The sequence below is a fragment of the Jeotgalibacillus campisalis genome, from assembly GCF_000829515.1.
GTDB lineage: Bacteria > Bacillota > Bacilli > Bacillales > Jeotgalibacillaceae > Jeotgalibacillus > Jeotgalibacillus campisalis.
The window spans coordinates 206,308-225,486 of sequence record NZ_JXRR01000008.1; the positions used below are offsets into that span (position 1 = coordinate 206,308).

The 19,179-nt window shown below is 40.4% G+C and carries 15 protein-coding genes; 13 read left to right on the forward strand and 2 right to left on the reverse strand.

Annotation, left to right across the window (positions count from 1 at the left end; translation table 11 throughout):
• Window positions 1–252 precede the first annotated feature (252 nt).
• The 13 genes from KR50_RS04480 to KR50_RS04535 all read left to right on the forward strand — a co-directional run bounded on the left by KR50_RS04480 (window position 253) and on the right by KR50_RS04535 (window position 17,015).
• Window positions 253–1,122, forward strand: a complete 870-nt coding sequence (locus tag KR50_RS04480; RefSeq protein ID WP_041055395.1) for an SDR family oxidoreductase — start codon at window positions 253–255, stop codon at window positions 1,120–1,122.
• A 503-nt stretch (window positions 1,123–1,625) separates the two neighbouring features.
• Window positions 1,626–1,904, forward strand: a complete 279-nt coding sequence (locus KR50_RS04485; protein WP_041055398.1) for a hypothetical protein — start codon at window positions 1,626–1,628, stop codon at window positions 1,902–1,904.
• Between the two features lie 411 nt (window positions 1,905–2,315).
• A complete protein-coding gene (locus tag KR50_RS04490) occupies window positions 2,316–2,891 on the forward strand; it encodes a TetR/AcrR family transcriptional regulator (RefSeq protein WP_041055401.1) in 576 nt (191 codons plus the stop codon).
• Window positions 2,892–2,971: 80 nt separating this feature from the next.
• The gene (locus KR50_RS04495; protein WP_041055404.1) at window positions 2,972–6,139 is read left to right on the forward strand and encodes a bifunctional cytochrome P450/NADPH--P450 reductase; all 3,168 of its coding nucleotides are present in this window, start codon (window positions 2,972–2,974) and stop codon (window positions 6,137–6,139) included.
• Between the two features lie 229 nt (window positions 6,140–6,368).
• Window positions 6,369–6,842, forward strand: coding sequence for a DinB family protein (locus KR50_RS04500; RefSeq protein WP_041055407.1), 474 nt, complete (start codon window positions 6,369–6,371; stop codon window positions 6,840–6,842).
• Window positions 6,843–6,905: 63 nt separating this feature from the next.
• Window positions 6,906–7,070, forward strand: coding sequence for a hypothetical protein (locus KR50_RS18625; protein ID WP_198134227.1), 165 nt, complete (start codon window positions 6,906–6,908; stop codon window positions 7,068–7,070).
• 251 nt (window positions 7,071–7,321) lie between these two features.
• Window positions 7,322–8,599 (forward strand): extracellular solute-binding protein, encoded by a 1,278-nt coding sequence (locus KR50_RS04505; protein WP_052476763.1) that lies wholly within the window; start codon window positions 7,322–7,324, stop codon window positions 8,597–8,599.
• Window positions 8,600–8,677: 78 nt separating this feature from the next.
• Window positions 8,678–9,673: a carbohydrate ABC transporter permease gene (locus KR50_RS04510; protein ID WP_052476765.1), complete on the forward strand. Its 996-nt coding sequence runs from the start codon at window positions 8,678–8,680 to the stop codon at window positions 9,671–9,673.
• A 23-nt stretch (window positions 9,674–9,696) separates the two neighbouring features.
• Complete coding sequence (locus KR50_RS04515) at window positions 9,697–10,536, forward strand: carbohydrate ABC transporter permease (protein WP_041055412.1); 840 nt, start codon at window positions 9,697–9,699, stop codon at window positions 10,534–10,536.
• A gap of 190 nt (window positions 10,537–10,726) precedes the next feature.
• Entirely contained in the window at window positions 10,727–12,523 is a 1,797-nt protein-coding gene (locus KR50_RS04520) for a sensor histidine kinase (protein WP_041055415.1), read from the forward strand.
• Window positions 12,516–14,042, forward strand: a complete 1,527-nt coding sequence (locus tag KR50_RS04525) for a response regulator transcription factor (protein ID WP_041055417.1) — start codon at window positions 12,516–12,518, stop codon at window positions 14,040–14,042. The genes KR50_RS04520 and KR50_RS04525 overlap by 8 nt, the downstream gene beginning before the upstream one ends.
• A 20-nt stretch (window positions 14,043–14,062) precedes the next feature.
• On the forward strand, window positions 14,063–15,340 hold the full coding sequence (locus KR50_RS04530; protein ID WP_041055420.1) for an extracellular solute-binding protein: 1,278 nt from the start codon (window positions 14,063–14,065) through the stop codon (window positions 15,338–15,340).
• Window positions 15,333–17,015: a glycoside hydrolase family 13 protein gene (locus KR50_RS04535; protein ID WP_041055753.1), complete on the forward strand. Its 1,683-nt coding sequence runs from the start codon at window positions 15,333–15,335 to the stop codon at window positions 17,013–17,015. The genes KR50_RS04530 and KR50_RS04535 overlap by 8 nt, the downstream gene beginning before the upstream one ends.
• Window positions 17,016–17,438: 423 nt before the next feature.
• On the opposite strand, the gene KR50_RS04540 is transcribed toward KR50_RS04535, so the two are convergent.
• Window positions 17,439–18,344 carry an ABC transporter ATP-binding protein gene (locus KR50_RS04540; protein WP_041055422.1) on the reverse strand — a complete coding sequence of 302 codons (906 nt, stop codon included), beginning with the start codon at window positions 18,342–18,344 and terminating at the stop codon, window positions 17,439–17,441.
• Window positions 18,345–19,097 (reverse strand): ABC transporter permease, encoded by a 753-nt coding sequence (locus KR50_RS04545; protein WP_232304238.1) that lies wholly within the window; start codon window positions 19,095–19,097, stop codon window positions 18,345–18,347. It lies immediately after the preceding gene.
• Window positions 19,098–19,179: the final 82 nt, after the last annotated feature.

Here is a 19,179-nt window from a genome sequence, read left to right on the forward strand (position 1 = left end):
CTCCTCTTTGTAGAGTGTATGAATGAGCAGAACTTTTATGTTTAAATTGTGATCAAAAAGAAATAAACATGACATGTATATTTTTTACTTAGTGGAATAAGATCTATGAGAATCAAAGGATGATATTCCTCTATACGAAAAAGATTCTTGTGCAGACGCTTACATATGTTTACAACTTTTTAATTGAGGAAAAGAATACTGTCGAAAGAAATAACGAAAACCGAAATATATAAGCAAAGGGAGCGATGAACGATGGATATTCAAAAACAGCAGCAAAATGGGCAGCCAAACCAGACGCAGGAAAAGCAGCCGGGGATTGAATCCAAGATGGACCCTCGTCCAATTCAGCCGCTTAACTATAAAGGAAGCGAAAAACTTTCCGGCCGTGTGGCTCTTATTACGGGTGGCGACAGCGGAATTGGCCGAGCTGTCGCAATCGGCTATGCAAAAGAAGGCGCAAATCTCGCCATTAACTATCTTGAAGAGGAACAAAGCGATGCAGAAGAAACAAAAAGCCTGATTGAACAAGAAGGCGTTCAATGCCTATTAATACCTGGCGATGTATCAGAGGAAGCGGTATGCAAAAACTTAATTGACCAAACGGTTGAGCACTTTGGCAAACTCGATATCTTGATTAATAATGCAGCCATCCAGTTTCCAACAGAAGACATTCAGGATATTTCATTTGAACAATGGGACAAAACCTTTAAGACCAATATGTATTCTGTTTTCCATATGACAAAATTTGCAATCCCTCATTTAAAACAGGGAAGCTCGATTATTAATACAACTTCCATTAATCCATATGTAGGGAATCCAATGTTGATTGACTATACGTCTACCAAGGGGGCGATCGTCGGCTTTACACGAAGCATGGCTGCCAACCTTGTAGAAAAAGGCATCCGCGTGAATATGGTGGCGCCAGGACCAATCTGGACCCCATTAATTCCGTCTACTTTTGATGGAGAATCCGTGGCTGAATTCGGTCAGGACAATCCAATGGGACGTCCGGGACAGCCGGCGGAACTAATGGGGCCGTATGTACTGCTTGCATCGGATGAAGGCTCTTATATGACAGGGCAATGCATACACGTAAATGGCGGTCAGTTCACCTCATCTTAATCGTCATCAAGCACATATAATTAGGACGTTTTTCACACCTGAAATTACAGATAGCCCCCTTCGATGGAGAAGGGGGTTTTGGTTTTGTTATGATCTTTTTTAATAATTGTGAAAAAAGGACGAATATTTTCATCAATAGCAATTCCATATTAAGTAATTCTTGATATACTTATAAGTATGGATTTTCATAAATATGGCATTTAAATAGTAACGATCATATTTAGAGAATCACAGGTTGGTATCAAACTAACGGGGCACGAGAACATGTTTTTAGTCAATACATACTTGAAGTTAAAATGAGGGACTGGAATACTCCAAACTAGTTTATTTATTGGGAAAGAAGAGTGATAGGACAATTTAATAATTGGTTGAATTGAAGAAAAGTTATATTCGCAATTTAGGATACTGATTTACTAACGGCTGGCTCTGCGGGCAGGTTGTTTTTCGCTCGGATTTTTAGAAAAATGGCAGAATTATAAAATTAAAAATGCAGGGAGACACTTATGAAAAAAACGATCATTGGCGGATTTATACTGTTAGGTGGATTATTAACTACATTAACCATTATTTTGTCAGGAGCTATATATGCATCTCATATTACGGAATGGTCTGGTGAGTCAAAGTTGTGGTACGCAATCTTTGGAGCCGAACAATATGGAGATGAAGTTATACAGTCATTATTCTTAGGATTTCCATTCGTAATAGGATTAATTTTTACACTTTTAGGTTTAGTTATTTTAGGGATCGAATATTATAATACTTTTGAAAAAAAGGTTAAGTAAATTTTATTTAACTAAAGGGTCAGGTTGATACAGCAAATACTTATGTAATCGTTTATGAACTACAGGGAGTGCTATTAGTATGTTCAAAAAAGCAAATTCCTCTTATTATTTTTTATAGTATGGCTATAAAAGGAAAGAGTCTTTATATTGAGAAAGAGATTAATATAGATAAGCCATAAGGGGCTCCGATCATCCTAAGGTGATTAGAGCCTTTTGACTGAGATCTTAACAGGGGTTGATATAGTTGAAGTTAGTTTAACTAATAAATCGACGGGTATTGTTCGCTCCCGTTAACGAAATCTTCACAAATATTAGGTACAATGTTTGATTGAGAAGAAGATTGTTAGTGTTTACAATTAAATAGGAATGAATATTCATTCCGCCAATTGCTCAAGAAAGGATTGAGTCATAATGCCAACTGCAGTAACTAAACGAGACAGTATTGTATCCAGCGCTTTGAGCTTATTTGCTGATCGGGGGTTTGATGCGACGACGATTCCAATGATTGCGACATCAGCAGGAGTTGGAGCGGGTACAATTTATCGTTACTTTGAGAATAAAGAAGTACTCGGGAATACCATTTTTCAGGAGTACGTAAAAAAATTCACAGAAACTCTTGAGGATGGATTTCCATCTGATGAATCCATTCGTAATCAGTTTCACCATATTTTCAAATCGATGGTCCGTTTCACAAGTACGCAGCATCAAGCGCTTTATTTTATTAAAACACATAGCAGCGCACATTTTTTAACAGAAGAAAGTCATGCCAGCTTTCAGGGGCTGCTGAATATATTAAAAAATCTTTTTGATTCAGGTAAAAAGAAGAAAAAAATTAAGATGCTTCCAACTTCGGCTTTGATCGCGATTGTGTATGGATCATTTTTAGAAGTGCAGAGACTCGTTCAAATTGGAGAGTTAGAACTTGAAGCACAACTGCTTGCTGAAATAGAAGAAAGCATGTGGGACGCTGTTCGTTTAATCGTTTGAGGAAGACAGTAGTTTTCCTTTCACTAACCGGAATGAACGTTCATTCCGTTTTAAAAACTATTTAAAGAGGTGCGAATCAAATGACAAACACAAATCAATTTCCACAGCCAAAGACATATGGACCGCTAGGCAGTCTGCCTGTGATCGATAAAGATAAGCCTCTTCAATCGTTTGGGAAACTGGCCAGAGAACTTGGACCTATTTTTCAATTTCAATTTCCCGGCCGTATGAGCACGTTCGTATCGAGTGCTGCCTTAGCTGAAGAAATATGTGATGAAACCAGGTTTGATAAAAAAGTTGGTCCTGCATTGCAAAAAGTAAGAGCGTTTGGCGCAGATGGTCTGTTCACCAGTGAAACGAAAGAGAAGAATTGGAAAAAGGCTCATAATATTCTGCTGCCAAGCTTTAGCCAGCAGGCAATGAAGGGCTACCATGAGAAAATGGTCGATCTTGCTGCTCAGCTTATACAAAAATGGGCCCGCTTGAATCCTGGTGATGAGATTGATGTGCCTGAGGATATGACTCGCTTAACCCTAGATACAATTGGTCTTTGCGGATTTGATTATCGCTTTAACAGCTTTTACCGGGAGACCCCTCATCCGTTTGTGGACAGTATGGTTCGAGCGTTAGATGAAGCAATGAATCAAACGCAGCGGCTTGGTATTCAGGATAAGCTTATGATCAAATCCAAAAAGCAATTTAACGAAGATATTGATTATATGTTTTCTTTAGTAGATGAATTAATTGCAGAACGGAAACAAAATGGCGATCAGGGAGAAGATGATCTGCTTTCTCACATGTTAAAAGGGGTAGACCCTGAGACAGGGGAAGCACTGGATGACGAAAATATCCGTTATCAAATCATTACCTTTTTAATCGCAGGACATGAAACGACGAGCGGTCTTCTGTCATTTGCAGTCTACTACCTTATGAATAACCGGGATAAGCTTCAAAAAGCACAGCATGAAGTCGATGAGGTAGTGGGTGATGGTGTTCCTGATTATAAGCAAGTGAAGAAATTGAAGTATGTACGCATGGTGCTGAACGAATCACTTCGTCTGTGGCCGACTGCCCCGGCGTTTTCTGTATATGCCAAGGAAGACACGACGTTAATCGGAAAATACAATGTGGAAAAAGATGATGTGTTCACACTCCTTATCCCCGAGCTGCACCGCGACCCATCCATTTGGGGCGATAACGCGGAAGCTTTTATTCCGGAACGTTTTGAGGATGCGGCTGCGATTCCCTATCATGCCTACAAGCCCTTTGGAAACGGACAGCGTGCCTGTATTGGCCAGCAGTTTGCTCTTCATGAAGCGACCCTTGTGCTTGGCATGGTATTACAGCATTTTGACTTTATTGATCACAAAGGGTATGAACTGGATGTAAAAGAAACATTGACGCTAAAACCGGATGGATTAACGATGCGCGTTTCACCACGTAAAGCAGCAATGTCTTTCCCCGCTGCATCTCAAGAACCAGAAAAAGAAGTGGTAGAGACCGCAGCTGCAGCAGTCAATTCGCATGGCACACCTTTGCTCGTTCTGTATGGATCGAACATGGGAACGGCAAAAGGCATTGCACGGGATCTTGCTGAAAACGGTCGCAGGCAAGGATTTCATCCGAAAGTTGCTTCGTTAAATGAATATGCGAATCAGCTTCCAAAAGAAGGAGCTGTTCTCATCGTCTCAGCCTCTTATAATGGAAATGCGCCTGACAATGCAGGTGACTTTATCTCATGGTTAAAAGAAAGTCACGAAGGAACAATGGACGGGGTTCACTATGCTGTCTTTGGATGTGGAGACCACAACTGGGCGAATACGTATCAACGCATTCCAACATTGATTGATGAGCAAATGGAGCAAAAAGGAGCGATTCGTCTATCAGACACAGGCTACGGAGATGCAAGTGATGATTTCGAAGGAGAATACGAGAAATGGACGGAGGCTCTTTGGCCAAATCTTGCCAAAGCTTTAGATATTGAACCGGCACTCAATGATCAAGAAACCAGCTCGATCACGATGAGCTTTGTCAGTAATGTGAGCGACACACCTCTTGCCAGAACGCATCATGCTTTTACAGCTGTTGTGAAAAGTAATAATGAATTACAACACCATGAAGAAAGCGGGAGAAGCACACGGCATATCGAGTTCACACTGCCAGAGGGGGTTCAGTATCAGGAAGGCGATCATATCGGGGTTCTTCCTCAAAACCCAGCGGAGCTTGTCGAGCGAGTGCTCAGTCGGTTCGCCCTAAATGGCGATGACTATGTCAATCTAACGGGAGATTCAGGAAAAGCTGCTCATCTTCCTACAGAACAGCCTGTAAAATTGCATGAACTACTTGCGAATTATGTAGAGCTGCAAGATCCTGCTTCGCGTTCTCAAATACGTGCACTGGCGGCTCACACAGTATGCCCTCCACATGTAAAAGAGCTAGAGGAGCTTTTAGAGGATAATACGTATAAACAAGACATACTTAAAAAGCGAATTACGATGCTTGACTTGGCAGAAAAGTATCTTGCCTGTGAAATGCCATTCGAAGGCTTTTTGGCATTGCTGCCTCCTTTAAAAGCAAGATACTATTCAATCTCAAGCTCTCCTCTTCATAAAGAAGGAGAAGCGAGCATTACGGTAAGCGTTGTGCGCGGAGATGCATGGAGCGGCAAACGGGAATACAAAGGAATTGCATCAAACTATCTCGCATCCCGATCTGAAGGAGATAAGACTGCCTGCTTTATCAGTACGCCACAATCCAACTTCCAGCTTCCTGAAAACCCTGAAGCGCCAGTTATTATGATTGGCCCTGGAACAGGAGTGGCACCGTTTAGAGGATTTATTCAGGCACGCCGCGCTCTAAAAGAAAAAGGGGCAGCACTTGGAATGGCCCATCTATACTTCGGATGCCGCAACCCGGAACATGATTTCCTCTATCAGGAAGAACTGGAGCAAGCCCAGCAAGAGGGTCTGGTAACCCTTCACACTGCTTTCTCCAGATGTCCTGGTCAGGAAAAAGCGTACGTTCAGCATCGAATCGCAGAAAACGCTAAAGATATTCTGCCACTATTAAAAGAAGGCGGGCATCTGTACATCTGCGGAGACGGAGGTCAAATGGCACCTGCTGTTGAACAAACACTGGTTGAGAGCTATCGTGAATTCTATCAATCTACAAATGATGAAGCGGTACAATGGCTGCAATCATTAGAAGAAAATGGACGATTTGCAAAGGATGTCTGGGCAGGGGCTTAAACGAAAAAGCGATCCTGCAGATAATAGCTGACATACAAAACCAGATGTTTTATCAATCTAATACAATCGAAACAGCACCTAAATCCGCTGAAACTTTAACAAAAGCTTCAGGATTTGCAGGTGCTGTTTTTTTCTTTAAAGAACTAGAGAAACATAGTGAAAGAAAAAAGGGATTTTACCAGTTGTTAGGGAATAGAGAAAAAGACAATGATTCATTAGGAGGTTTCGTATGCGAAAGCTGTTTGAATACAACTGGCAGGTGCGTGAAGAGTGGTTCGACTGGTGTGAAACCGTTCCGGAGGAGGAGCTTTTAAAAGAACGAACGGGAGGAATTGGCAGCATTTTGTATACTCTTTTTCATATTGTAGAGACAGAATACAGCTGGCTTCAGGCGTTGGAAGGAAATCCAGGAGTAGAAGAGCCTCCATTTGAAGAATACAGCAGTTTGGAGAAAGTCAGGAGACTATCAAGTGAGTTTCACAGACAAGTTGAGCCTTTTGTGAGAGAGTGGACAGCTGACATGGAATCGCACAGGCTGAGTGTGCCGGATGAAGAAGAAGCGGGCTTTGCCTACGGAGAAGTCATGCGTCATGTGATTGCGCACGAAATTCATCATATCGGCCAGCTGTCGATCTGGTCGCGGGAGCTTGAGCGAAAACCGATTTCTGCTAACTTGATTGGAAGAGGGCTGTACGTAGGCTAGATATATAGAAGCCGTTTGAAAGCTACGAGGGCAAGTAAGATTAAGAGAAAGATGGATGATTGAATGAGTAAATTTTGGTTCTATTTTTGGATTATCGTCATTGCGATTATTGCTTTATTGACGGGAGAAATCGCGACTGTGATGATGCTGTTTTTGATTTTATTATCGTTAAATGGCATTCATGCTACGCTTGAGGATTTTTACGCTGATTGGAAGAGTAGACTTTAACACTTATTAAACTTATAAAGCGCACAGGAGCATTAAAACCTGTGTGCTTTTTTGTGCGGAAAAAGCTTAGTTTTCTTACCTAGAAGGGTGGCTTATATATCTGTCACATCGTAATATAAGACACCATCCAACGAATCATAGATTTTATCACCGTAATATAAGACACCTTTTCCGTAATGTAAACGGTTACTTTAAGCTGTTTTGAACTCCATAATTAAACTTGTAATCAATCGAATAAGGGGGAAATGACTTTGAAAACGCGTAAATTATCTTTTTTACTGGCATTGAGTATGGGGGCATCACTGGTGGCGGCAGGTTGTTCATCAAGTGATTCAGGCAGTGGAAATGATGGAGATAAAGTAGTGCTGGATTATTGGCACACATACGGGGAGCAAGAGGAAAAAGTTTTGGTTGAGGAAATCAAGCCGGCTTTTGAAGAAGAGCACCCTGATATTGAACTTAAGTTGACTAGAATGCCTCAAGAGGGATTGAAGCAGCAAGTTATAGCAGGGGTTGCCGGAAATGCAGCGCCTGATATAATGCGAATGGACATTGTATGGGTTTCTGAGTTTGCTGAAATGGGCGCACTTACAGAAATGGGTGAAATGGATGGATTTGAAGAGGTAAAAGAGACACTTTTCGAAGCACCTATGTCTACCAATTTTTATGATGGCGGCTACTATGGCCTGCCGCTCAATACAAACACAAAAATAGCAATCTACAATAAAGAAGTACTCGAAAGTGTAGGCTACGATGAAGCGCCTGCAACAATGGAAGAACTGGAAGATGCTTCTCGTAAAGCAGTAGAAGCGGGAGCAGAAGGCGGGATATCGATTGCTGGAGTAGGACAAACATGGGATTATCTCCCATACTTCTGGAGCTTAGGTGGCTCGTTGTCAAATGAAGATTATACAAAATTTGACGGTTATCTAAATAGTGAAGAAAGCGTTAAAGCACTAGAAACGATCGTGGGCTGGAATGAAGAAGGATTAATCAGTCCAATCATGCTTGGCGGGGAACCGGGTACCTGGGAAGGCATTGAAAAAGGACAGTATATGATGGTTGATGATGGACCCTGGTTCTTCAGTATTTTAATGAATGAAAAAGATAAACAAAATCCATTGGATTATACAACATGGGCACCGATTCCTGAAGGTGATGGCGGAAGCCGATCCGTGATTGGCGGAGAAAATCTGGTCATTTTTGAAAACTCAGACAAGAAAGACGCTGCTTGGGAATTTACGAAATGGATGACAGAAGAAGAAGCTCAAAAAATCATGGGAATTGGAACAGGACTGATCCCTACAAATAGGACAGCTGCCCAAGATCCGGAGTTTTTAGAACTGCCATTTATTGAACAATATGTAAAACAACTTGAAACAGCATTGCCTCGTACACCAATTCCGCAATGGTCAGAAGTAGAAGGTGAAATTACCTTGAATTTTGAAAAAGTACTTCGCGGTGAGATGGATCCAAAAGAAGCACTGGATGATGCAGCGGCTAAAGCTGATCAGATATTAAATCAATAAACAAAAAGAACACTTCAATCCAGTACAAGATTGAAGTGTTCTTTTCAAGAAAAGTACCATTAAAAAGGTGGGATAACCATGCTACAGCACAATGAACAATTAAATGATCCAGGCGTTCATGAAAAAGTGAAAAAAGGTAAACGCAATAAAAAACCGAAGGAAAAAAAAGAGCGGACAAGCTTTAAAAAAGGACTGCAGCAATGGCGTGAGGTATTTCCATTTTTAATCGTGGGATTGCTCGGTACGGCATGTTTTGTCATTTATCCCTTGTTTAAGGGGATTGTCATGAGTTTTCAGGAATACAGCATTATGCCAGGTGCTGACAGTCCGTGGGTTGGAATTGAAAATTATGCACGAGCATTTCAGGACCCCACCTTTGGGTATGCGGTTCGAAACACATTTTTAAATACGGTTGTTACAGTTCCGATAAATTGGTTTTTAGGTATTTTCTTTGCTGTATTGATTAATATGCAATTTATTAAATACAAAATAACGTTCCGCACCTTGTACTATCTTCCGATTATTACCTCGTGGATCGTCGTAGCATTTTTATTCCGTTATTTATTTGCAGCAGGTGATGGCGGATTTATTAATTATATTTTATATACTCAGCTTGGTCTTATTGATGAACCGATCAGCTGGCTGCAAAATCAATGGACAGCCATGTTTGTTATCTGGACTTTTCATATTTGGAAAACAGTGGGTTGGACAGTGGTCATCTATTTAGCGGCTTTGCAAGGAGTGCCGAAATCATTATACGAAGCGGCAAGAATTGATGGCGCAAATGCATTAAACTTGTTTCGTCATGTCACCATTCCAATGCTTGCACCTATCACGATTTTTGTTGTGATTAATTTGGTTATGGGGGCATTTAATATTTTTCCTCAAGTCTATTTTATTACTGGCGGAGGACCTATGCATCAAACAGAAGTGCTGCAGAGTATGATTTTTAATGAAGCATTTACGAATATGAACTTTGGATACTCCTCAGCAGTAGGAGTCATGATGGGCTTGACGATTTTTATCTTAACTTGGACCCAGCAGAAAAAAATTGGGAAACAGAAATTCTATTAGTGAGTGGACTGGAGGTGTAAGAAATGAAAAATCGATCTGATTTATTTTGGAAAATCGTGGTGTATGCTATCTTGATTTTTGGGGTGCTCATCTTTATTTTTCCGTTCATTTATATGATTCTAACAACATTTTTAACGAGTGCTTATTCCTTGCCAAGACCGGAAGAGGTTTTCACTGCGAGACCTAATCTGGAAAACTACAAAGAAGTGTGGATGGAATATGAATTCTATCGTTATTTTTTGAATAGCTTACTTGTCGCAGGTGTGGCGATGGTTGGCAGCTTATTGCTGGGATCAATGTCTGCTTATGCATTTGCACGATTTGAATTTCCTTTTAAAGAATTAATATTCAGGGCTTATTTATTTACGATGATGATCCCGCTTGTCTTGGCAATCGTTCCTCAGTTCACGGTGATTAATAATTTGGGACTTGTCAATACGTATGCTGGTTTATGGCTGATATACATTGGCGGTGGTGTAGTGGGATCAACCTTCTTTTTAAGAGGATTTTTCGAAACGATTCCGAAAGATTTGGAGGAGTCCATCCTTATTGATGGCGGAGGAAAGTGGCGTATTTTCTGGAATATTTATCTTCCACTTTCAAAACCGGCGCTCGGCACGATGGCGATCTTTGCTTTTTCGGGTACGTGGGATGAGTATTTTGTTGCTTTAACGATTATTAAAGATGAGGCAATGAGAACACTGCCGATCGCTTTAATGATGTTTCAAGGGCAGCACGCAAGCAACTGGGCATTAGTATTCGCTGCTTCTTTGATTGCGATTATACCAGTGATTATTATTTATATTATTTTCCAAAAGAAATTTGTTCAAAGCGGCCACTCTGAAGGTGCTGTTAAAGGATAATTCATTTAAAGAACTCGCAGTTGAAAGAAGTGAAGGATGTCTGACTGGATAGTTTATTGAATTCTTAAAAGAACTTTGTTTTGAAAAAAGGATCAAAAGCCAGATGAGTCCGAATCTTGTATTGAATGAGAGAGAGCAGAGGGCTATGATGAGAGATAAGAAATCATAGACTTGGTGAGGGATTAGACGAATGATCAAGAAAGGAATGTATAAACATCGGTTTGCAACAAAAGTAGTAGCTATTATTCTGGTTTGCAGTCTTATCCCTACTTTTTTTACGAGTGTGTTTTATTATATTTCTTCCTCGAATATTGTAAAAGAGAATGTAAGAGACTCTTCCCTGCAGATCTCTCAGCAGGCAGCGGATTCCTTATCGTATATTCTTGCTACGGGCAGCGATATGTCGGATTTGGTTTATAGTAATGAACGAATTCAGGAAGTGGTGGTGGAAGATGTAGACGAAAATCTTCCCTTTGTCACGCGTCAGGAAAACAATGAATACCTCTCTTCCTTTCTTAACTCAAATGTATACTCAAGCTCGTTTGTGAAAGCGATTTATATTTTAAAGCAGGATGGCAGAAGCTGGGGAAGCGGTACGTTTTCAGAATACAAGTTTTCTCAGTATGAACTGTCTGATTTATATTGGCCAGAAGAAGCCACTGAGCTCGATGGGGAGATTGTCTGGACGAATCTGCAACTTGACCTTTTCAGAGGGGCAGGAGAAAACACGGAGTATGTCCTTCCGATTAGCAGAGTAATGAAGGATTTCACTGATTTATCCACGATTGCGTATGTTCAGGTGCTGCTTGATGGAGACGCCATTATAGATAAAATCAATGAAATCAAATTAGGTGAGACCGGAAGATTCTTTGTCGTGGATTCTGAGGGTAAGGTCATGATTGATTCCAAGACAGATCGAATTGGCTCCCTTATCAGGAACCAGGAACTTCGCCTTGCTGCCTTAAATACATACGAAACTGAATTTGAATTCGAACTAGAAGGCACGGCTTATTACGGTGTGAAACAAACGGTAGCAAACGGATGGACTGTGGTTGGAACGGTGCCAATTGAGGAGATCACAGGTGAATTGCTTTCCATTCAATATATCGTTATCTTAAGTTCCCTCTTTTTTTCAATTATCGCGATTATGATCGGTTTATTTGTAGCAAGAAAAGTTACAGAGCCGGTTAAGACGCTGACGTATCAAATGAAACGGGTGGGAAAAGGCGATCTTAATGCAAGAACCAGTGTCCAAACCTCTGATGAAATTGGTGAGATGAGCATGGAATTTAATCGGATGATTGAACAAATTGATCAGTTGGTAGTTCAGGTAAAAACAGAACAGGTTCAAAAAAAAGAAGCGGAACTGCGTGCAATTAAACATCGAATTAATCCGCATTTTCTGTTCAATACGCTAAGTACCATCAAGTGGCTTCTAACCTTTAAACAATTTGACCGGGCGAATGTAGCTTTGACCTCATTGAATCGCTTGCTTGAGGCAAATATGGGGAAGAAGGGAACCTTTGTAACGATTGCCGAAGAAATTGATATTGTTGAAAAATTTATTGATATTATGAAAATTCGGTATGAACAAGAATTTCATTTAATTCTAGATCTGGAAGAATCGGTTAAAGCATTTCATGTACCTCAAATGCTCCTTCAGCCAATTGTTGAAAATGCGATCTTTCATGGCATCGTTCCCAAGGGAGTGGAGGGAACGGTTTTAATCACAGGCAGATCTATTGAAAAAGGCATTAGACTCACAGTTCAAGACGATGGAATGGGCATGAGTGAGGAAAGCCTTAACGCCATTAATCACGCGGTTCAGACAAAAAGCAAATCGCTTGGCATTGGACTTTTGCATGTAGTTGATTCGATCGATCTTTATTTTGCACCTGAATCCACTGTCATGATAAACAGCGACGCAAAAGGAACAACATTATCCATCACGCTAATTCAAAAGAATGGGGAGGGTAATCATGTATAACATAATGATTGTGGATGATGAACCTGTTATTCGTTTTGGATTAAAAGCGTCCATTGATTGGAAAGGAGAAGGGTTATTCTTTGCAGGGGATTATTCAAACGGGCAGGCCGCATTAGAAGCGATGAAAACACAGCCGGTTGATATCTTAATCACGGATATCAAAATGCCTTTAATGGATGGCTTAACGCTTATGAAACATGCCATCAATCAAAACCCTTCCCTTAAAGTCATTTTAATCAGCAGTTATAACGACTTTGACTTTGTAAAAGAAGGACTTGTACTTGGAGCTGTTGATTATGTATTAAAACCTACACTTGAGCCGGAATCGCTCCTTATTTTAATAAAAAAATGTGCTGCTCTGTTAAGTGATGAACAACGAATGAAAGAGAAGATGAAAGCAGCCGATCAAACCGCTAAAGATACCGAAAGAAGAAAGCTTGAGCATGATTTTAAATCAGCTATTGTTCAAACCAACAAAGAACTTCCATTTCCATCATCTTGGAAAGAAGAGGATAGGGTTCTTATCATGTATATGAAATTGCAGGATGCTGAAAAAATAGAAGCTGAAAAGGGCACGTATTATAAAAGTCTGCTTTTAGACGATATTCAACAAGCGTTCTATGAAAAGGTTGAAGAGGGTATTTGTTTTCCTCTTGGGCAATCTGATTTGATCTTCTTCCTTCATTATAAAAAAGACGGTGATCATCCTATACAAAGGCTTAAGCAAAAGCTGGAGAAAGCGGTCGGTCATCCCCTGTCTTTTGGATATGAAATCGCAACATCTTTTGAAGCAGTACCTGTGAGTGTGGAGCGGAGTAAACGGGCTTTCCAACGGAAGTTTTTTTATCCGGAGAAATCATTGTTTCCTTATCCCGACCAGCCAAGTCGTTCCAGACAGTGGGTCCAGCTTTGTGAAGAAGTGGATATTGAATCATCTGCACGTTCTGACCTTTTCTCTTATGTGGAAAAAAGAGTTGAAATGTGGAAAGAGTACGAAACGGATCCTGACGTGATTAAACAGGCAGTATGCGGCTGGCTAATAAAACGGTTTTATCATGATATAGAATATGACGTATTATTGGAAAGGCATGCGGAACTTGTGAGTGCCTGCTCTTTAATCGAATTGACTGAACGCTTTAAAATGAAGGTAGAAGAATGTGAAGAAATAAAATCAAATCGATCATTCCCTTCACATACAGATAATGAACTAATTGATCGAGCTCTCACATACATTCACGAGCATTATCAGCATGAACTGACTCTTCAGCTTGTCGCCGACCATATTCATATCAGCCGAAACTATTTCAGCCTGCTCTTTAAGCGGTTGATGAAGCAGACATTTATTGATTATGTAATCGAACTTCGCATAAAAAAAGCGAAGGAATTGCTGGGAACAACGACAATGAAGGTATATGAAGTTGCTGAGCAATCAGGATTTAAAGATGTGAAATATTTCAGCAAATTATTTAAAAAGACAACGGGACGAACGCCTGTCGACTACCGATCAAACATGCTATGAACGTTTAGGGGGGAGAATAGATGAAATTCAGCATAATGATGATCCTGTTCTGCATGTTGATGGCGTCAGGATGTGCTGACCAGTCGATCATTAATGAAAAAAATCAATCCTCCTCTCATGAAGATGAAAAAGAAACACTCGTCATGTGGCATACATACAGTGAAGTAGAAACGAGTCTGCTTGAAAATGTAATCATTCCATTATTTGAAGAGGAATACCCTGATATTAAGATCGAACCGGCAAGACAATCCCATAATCCGCAGCTTGAAGCATCTCTGATCGCCAGAGCCTCTTCAAAAAAAGTCCCTGATATTATTCGGATGGACCTTTCCTGGGTACCTTCTTTTGCGCGTTTAAATCTCTTGCATCCTGTCAGTCAGTTTGAAGACTTTGAAGAAATTAAAGCCCGCTTTTACGAGCGTCCACTTGAATCAAATTATTATAAAGGTGACTACTACGGAATTCCACTTAATACAAATACCCGTGTAGCAATTTATAACAAACAATTACTAGAGCAAACAGGCAGCAACGAGCCCCCTGATACAATGGAGGAATTGATTGAAGTAATAAAAAAATATGACTTGACGATTGGCATATCTGATCTTCGTCCCTGGGATACACTGCACTATTTTAAGGGTCTGGGGGGTGAATTAACCGATTCTTCCTATACACAGGCAAGCGGTTATTTAGATAGTGAGGAGAGCATCGAAGCATTTAAAACGCTTTTATCACTCTATCAAGAAGGTTATTTGCCGGAAGGGCTCCTTGTTCGGGATGCTCAGACGTGGGAAGGCATTACCGATGGCTCTTACTTTATGATCGATGAAGGGCCCTGGTTTTACAGCACAAGATCAAATGAAAGACTTACTCACGCATTAGAGAATACGCTATCTGCTCCTTTTCCCGGATCGAACGGGGAAAGAGGTGTGCTCGGCGGAGAAAACCTGGTGATATCAAAAGCCACAAAGCACAAGGAAGCAGCATGGATATTTTTAAAGTGGATGTCTGAAAAAGAACCGCAAATGCTGCTGGCTCAAACAGGTTTGATCCCAAGTAATAAAACAATTGAAATGACAGGTTACTATGATCAATACCCATATTTTGAGCCATATCTGGCAAGCTTGGAAGAAGCTGTTTTACGTCCACCAGTTGCTCAATGGAGGGAAATTGAAGAAATTTACACGGATATGAGTCTCAGTATTTTCTCCGGCAGTGTCGGTGTAGAAGAGGCTTTGAAAAATGCAGCAGAACAGATCGATCAATTACTTGAGGATGGGAAGGATGATCAAAATGGATAAAAAATGGTGGAAAGAAAGCGTTGTCTATCAAATCTACCCTAGAAGTTTTAACGACAGCAATGGGGATGGCATTGGAGACATTAAAGGAATCATCGAGAAACTCGATTACCTGAAAAACTTGGGAATTGACGTGATCTGGCTTTCCCCAATCTATCAATCTCCAAATGACGACAACGGCTACGATATCTCAGACTACAAGGCAGTTATGAACGAATTTGGCACGATGGAAGACATGGATACTCTAGTAGAAGAAATTCACGCACGCGGGATGAAGCTCATGATGGACCTTGTTGTTAATCACTCTTCAGATGAACATCAATGGTTCATTGAATCAAAAAAATCAGCAGATAATCCGTATCGAGATTATTACATATGGAAAAAGGGTGACAATGGAAAACCGCCAAACAATTGGTCTTCTTTCTTCAGCGGATCCACATGGGACTACGATGAAACAACAGATGAATATTACCTGCATCTTTTCAGCAAAAAGCAGCCTGATTTAAATTGGGAAAACCCGGCGCTTCGTAAAGAAATCTATGACATGATGACCTGGTGGCTTGATAAAGGGGTAGACGGATTCCGAATGGATGTTATTAATCTTATTTCAAAAGTGGACGGCTTGCCAAGTACATCGAGCGGGAAAGATCTCGACTGGGGTGGTGAGTACTTTATGAATGGACCACTCGTTCATGAATACCTGCAGGAAATGAATCAGCAAGTACTATCTAAATACGATATTATCACGGTTGGGGAAAGTCCTGGGGCCACAACAAAAGATGCTGCCAGATACGCCAATGCAGAAGGTACAGAATTAAATATGATCTTCACATTTGAACATATGGATCTTGATTCAGGGCCGGGAGGAAAATGGGATGTGAAACCTTGGACACTCGGTGATTTGAAAGAGGTTATGTCAAAATGGCAGTACGATTTAGCTGGCAAAGGGTGGAACAGTCTGTACTTAAACAATCATGATCAGCCCCGTATGGTATCAAGATTCGGAAATGACGGTGAGTACCGTGTGCGATCTGCGAAGATGCTTGCAACATTTCTTCATATGCTTCAAGGCACCCCTTATATTTATCAAGGGGAAGAAATCGGTATGACCAACGTACGCTTTGAATCTATTGAAGAATACGACGATATTGAGATTCACAATATGTTCCGGGAAGCTGTAACAGAGGGCGGCCAGGACTATGACAAAGTGATGGAAGCGATCTATGTAAAAGGACGCGATAACGCCCGTACGCCTATGCAATGGGATAACAGCGACCATGCAGGCTTCACCACAGGTACTCCTTGGCTGAAAGTGAATCCAAACTACGATGAAATCAATGCAGTAAATGCACTGAATGATCAGGATTCCATTTACTATTTTTATCAACACCTTATTCAGATGCGAAAACAGCATGATGTCATTGTTTATGGAAAATATGAATTGATACAAAAGGATCACGCTCAGATCTATGCTTACACAAGAACACTGGATCAGGATGAGCTGCTTATACTTTGTAATTTTTCAGGTGAAAAAGCTGAATTTTCCTATGAAATGACATCAAAACAAGACACAGTTGAATTACTTGTTCAGAATATGGAAACCGTTGAGGACCAGTTTTTATCAGAATTAACATTAGCACCGTATGAAGCGAGAGTTTATAAGATTTCTAGATCGTAATATGGATGCTATACGGAGAAATTCACTAGTCTATGATGGAAGAGCTTGAGACAAATGTGTCTAAAGCTCTTTGACCGGTTCACTTCGCTTCAGATGGACGCTTTCCGCAGGGACGGCGCTGAGCCCTCTTCAGGCTTTGCCTTGCGAGGTCTCAGCTTGCCGTCATATCCTGCTGGAGTCGCCACCTTCCGCTCCGATCACCTCGTACTAATGATATGTACTCATTTTTAACCTTTATTCAGTTATGTCTCAATCTCTTTTTTATTTCTGGTGCATAACGATTGCCAAGGAAAATGAAATCAAATAATAGGTGTTTTGACATTTACTTTAAATCCCAAAACCCATAGAATTTGCTGTACATAATTTGTCATCTCTATTCAAAAGATTAAATCACTTTATCAAAAAACCATATGATACAGGCTTTTAAGCCTCCATAAAAATATCCTGAAGAGACGGCTCTTCTACATGGACACCGTATACGTCTACTTTGCTCTGATTTAATGCACGTATAATTTCCGCGATCTTTTTTTCGCTGCTAACGGTTATAGAAAGGCTTTGATCTTTCATTATCAGATCTGTGCCCGCACCTTTTAGCCATTTTTTCAACGTTTCCCTTTCTGAAGGCGGAATGGGAGAGTGTTTCATTTTCACGATCATAGTAGACCGATAAAAGGATTTTAATTCATCCATAGTACCGCATTTGATAATCAACCCTTCTCTCATGATGGCAACCCGTGTACAAATCTTCTCTACTTCATCCAGGTTGTGAGAGGTCATAAAGATTGTTTTGCCTTGTTCCTGAAGAGAAGAGATTAATTTTTGAATGTGAATAACAGATTCTGCGTCAAGTCCGGATGTTGGCTCATCTAAAAAAAGCAGTTCGGGATCATGGATTATGGCTTGTGCAATCCCAAGTTTCTTTTTCATGCCAAAAGAATATTTCTTTGTTTTTTTACGTACATGGTCATTGAGGCCCACTGACTTTAAAACCTCTATACATCGTTCTTTGGATGCAGGATTTCCTGAAAGGTCCGAGAAAAAACGAAGATGGTCAACAGCTGACATATGTTCATAAAAAGTAGAGTAATCAGGCATAACGCCAATTTTCTTTTTTGTCTCGCTCCGATGTGCCTCTGCTCCAAGAATCGAAAAGGAGCCGGAGCTTTGATTGGCAATTCCCGTCAATATATTTATAAACGTCGACTTTCCTGCTCCGTTTCGCCCTAAAAACCCGAAAATCTCTCCTTTCTTAATTTGCAGGCTAATTCCTTTCAAAACAGCCATCTTCCCATATGCCTTTTTAAGATCATTCGTTTCAATTGCAATCATTTAGCATTCTCTCCTTTTAAAAAGCTGAGTCGCAATGCCAATTAAGGCAGCGGCTAACAATAGAATTAACAGATAAGTAAAGTCATCATTTAATAGGTAATAATAAGGCATGACAAATTTGATCGAACTAAACCAGCTATCAGAACCAAAAACCAGCCAAATGCCGATAATCGGGAATGCAATTCCGACTATGACCCCTAAAAACATGGTAAAGGAAGGCCGGCTGATGATCGTTGAAACAAGAACGGCTAAGGCTATCTGATACGTAAGCAGGCTAAGCGTTTGTCCGAAAATAAGATGACTGATTCCCTGTGAAAATATACTGACCAACAAAAATGATACAACCAGACAGACAGTCCAAAACAACCAAATCCCAAAAAACTTTCCTGCTACAATAGAAGATTTGGAAGTTCTGGTGACCAGAAAACGGATCGTCCTCTCATGAGTTTCCCGGTTAATGGTATCGTGGGAGAGTCCTGTTACAAACAGCATGCCGAATAACAAAATCAATATTTGCAAACCGGAAGAATGAATATTTGCCTGCTCATAACTGGATAGCTCTATTCCACTCATCAGAAATTCGGAATATTTAGCAGAGTAAAAAGAAGTGAAAAACAAAATAGCAATGACGATGATGGATTTGATTGACTTAAACAAACTGAAAAACTCCCTTTTAGCAATTACATACATACGTGATTTCTTCCCTTCAATGAATGTAGTAAAGAAGGAGAGCGACATTGTAATAAGCAGCATCTTCTTCTCTCTTTTCCTAAGAATAGCATTCAATTCTTAAAGGAACCAAAACGCTTCCTTAATTTTTCCTTAATTCCTTAAA